3 protein-coding genes are annotated in these 2,558 nt (G+C 45.3%); all 3 read left to right on the forward strand.

Annotation, left to right across the window (positions count from 1 at the left end; genetic code table 11):
- A partial coding sequence (locus tag AC06L3_RS05600; RefSeq protein ID WP_475669640.1) for a radical SAM protein occupies positions 1-734 on the forward strand: 734 nt, incomplete at its 5' end.
- Positions 724-1,419: a hypothetical protein gene (locus AC06L3_RS05605; RefSeq protein ID WP_475669641.1), complete on the forward strand. Its 696-nt coding sequence runs from the start codon at positions 724-726 to the stop codon at positions 1,417-1,419. The genes AC06L3_RS05600 and AC06L3_RS05605, both read left to right, overlap by 11 nt.
- A 522-nt stretch (positions 1,420-1,941) precedes the next feature.
- Positions 1,942-2,340 (forward strand): hypothetical protein, encoded by a 399-nt coding sequence (locus tag AC06L3_RS05610; protein WP_475669642.1) that lies wholly within the window; start codon positions 1,942-1,944, stop codon positions 2,338-2,340.
- The last annotated feature ends 218 nt before the right edge of the window (positions 2,341-2,558 follow it).

A 2,558-nucleotide genomic window follows, 5' to 3' on the forward strand; every position in this document is an offset into this window, starting at 1 on the left:
TCATCAAGGAGTTTGCAGAGCTTGCGGATTTCCGTTGGGGCATTAATATAGAGACTAGTCTCTTCGCTCCGATGGACACCATCTCAGGACTTCTCGACATAATTGACACTTGGATTGTTGACATCAAGACTGCCGATGAAGAAAAATATGAGTCATATACGGGGAAAAGCAACACGCGGGTTCTCCGCAACCTGGAATACCTTGACTCCGAACTCGCATCCCGTCCCGGGAGGAAACTATTCATCAGAGTTCCTGTCATACCGGAGTATACCGATTCCGGTGATGTCGAAGATACTGTCTGTTTTCTGAAGTCATTCCTGACCTGCAATGCGGAGTTCGATACGTTCGAGTATGTACGGGGACGTCAGAATGCTCCAGTACCTGACGGCAAGAGAATCTGCAGGATTATGAGGACTCTCAGGCAATCTCTCATTGAAGCCAATGGAGGCTATCTCGAGCAGAGGATCTGTACCAACAAAGGCAACTGCCCTGGATCGTGCCCGATGTGTGAGATGGACACAGTTGTGATGAATCGCACACTTGACTGTGCTGGCGCGGTAAACTATGAAGTCGCACGAAATGTCCTGGATCGCTCATTCCCGGGAGAGATGGATTTCAAACTCAATGTACCAAAGGCAGCGGAAGGCCAATATTTGGTACTGGGAGAGACTATGCCTCCTTTTATCACTGAAGGAATCGCGCCTATGTTTGATGAATCACTTGATGAAGAATAATGACTATCTTTGCCTTATGGACAGCAAGCAATACGATGAAATACGTCAGCTGATTACTGACGAAATTATAGAATATGCATTCCCCGGACTTCTGGAAGTAACTTGTGACCGGCAAAATACCGTTGTATTTTGTGAAGAATACACCGAGCTCTTTGAAGAAGTTGCCCAGATGAATGATGAACTGGATCCGGTAACTCTTAAGATTATCAAAGATCTCGATAGAATTAAGGAACAGTATCACATTACCGACAGCGACCTGGAAAGGATTATGGGTTATACCCTGAAACTCAGCCGCCTCTATATCACACACAGCGGCAAGATATTCCTAGATGACTACGGTGGCATCGAAGTGAAGATGGATTCACTCTGCAGGGCAGTGTATTTTCTATTTCTGAGCCATCCTGAGGGCATCGACTTCAAGAGCCTTCCCGACTACCGCGACGAGCTCGGAGCCTTCTACTATAGATACTCTGGGAAGGACAGAAGCGAAGATACTGAGAGAAGCCTTGATATGCTCTGCAATACAATCGAGAGCAATTCCATAAACGAGAAGGTTTCCAGGATAAAGAAGGCGTTCATCAATGTAGTGGCGGACAGAATTGCGAAGAACTACTACATTACCGGCAAAGCTGGAGAGCTCAAGAGGATTGAACTTGACGGCGCCCTGATAGATTGGGAGCGATAATCTCAATATATGACAGTCAGTCACAAAAAGGTTGACTGCCCGATTAGCGATAAAGCCCTGCCGGTTTTTCCGCAGGGCTTAATAATTTGCCGGAGACCGCTCACACACTCGTCCATAATCAAGGGCTACGGCCCATCCGGCATGAAAGCAATGAGCTTTCAAATGACGATGCAAAGATAATTCTGTTCCAAAATAGAATAAAATACCTACAAGGCTTGTAGAAACTCAACGCCCCCATACATTAGTATGAGGGAGAGGTCCGAGATGAGCCGCCCGAAGCGTAACACTTCTCTGCTTCGCAGCCAACTGTGTGTCTGAGAAGCGTCATTCGCCGGAGGCCGCTCACACACTCGTTCAGTTTACAAGGGCTACGACCCTTCCAGCTCGAAAGCCAAGAGCTTTCAAATGACATCGCAAAGATAATCCTGTCACATATGCGAACATAATATCTACAAGGCTTGTAGATTTTTCATGACTTGAGGGTATTCCGCTATTTTTGGTCACATAAAAATTCAGAGAGTTATGAGAAAGATTTTAGCTTTATTTGTTATGGTGGCATTCGCCTTTGTGTCATGCCAGAAGGGGTTAGATCCGGCAGCAGATGATAATGACCTTGTTGGGACTAAATGGGTCACGCCTCACTTTGTCCGCCAAATTATCAGCGGTGGCAGTCCTATGATGACATACGAATTCACGGATAATACACACCTGGACATCTACACTACGGATGACAATACCGTTGTGGATTTTGATGAGACGACCACTTATGATTATGATTATCCGAAGCTGGTTATACATGAACATGACACAGACGGTATCGATTGTAAATACGAATACGAGTTCAAAGATAAGTTCACAATTGTCCGTGTCGGCCAGAATGAATATTCACCATATATGAAATTCACCAAGGTCATTCAGTAATCCCAAAAGAAAGCCCTGTAAGATAGTCAACATCTACAGGGCTTTTGAATTGCCGGATATCGCTGGCACATTGGTCCATAACCCAAGGCTGCGATATCTTCAGCAACCAATCCTTTATTAAATCTACAAGCTTTGTAGATCTCCGGATATCGCAAGAATCTTTCCGAGGGCGAAGTAGAAGAATATTGGCCTGTCCTTGGCTTTTTGTTTCTCAAGAT

Source organism: Candidatus Egerieousia sp., assembly GCF_056211015.1.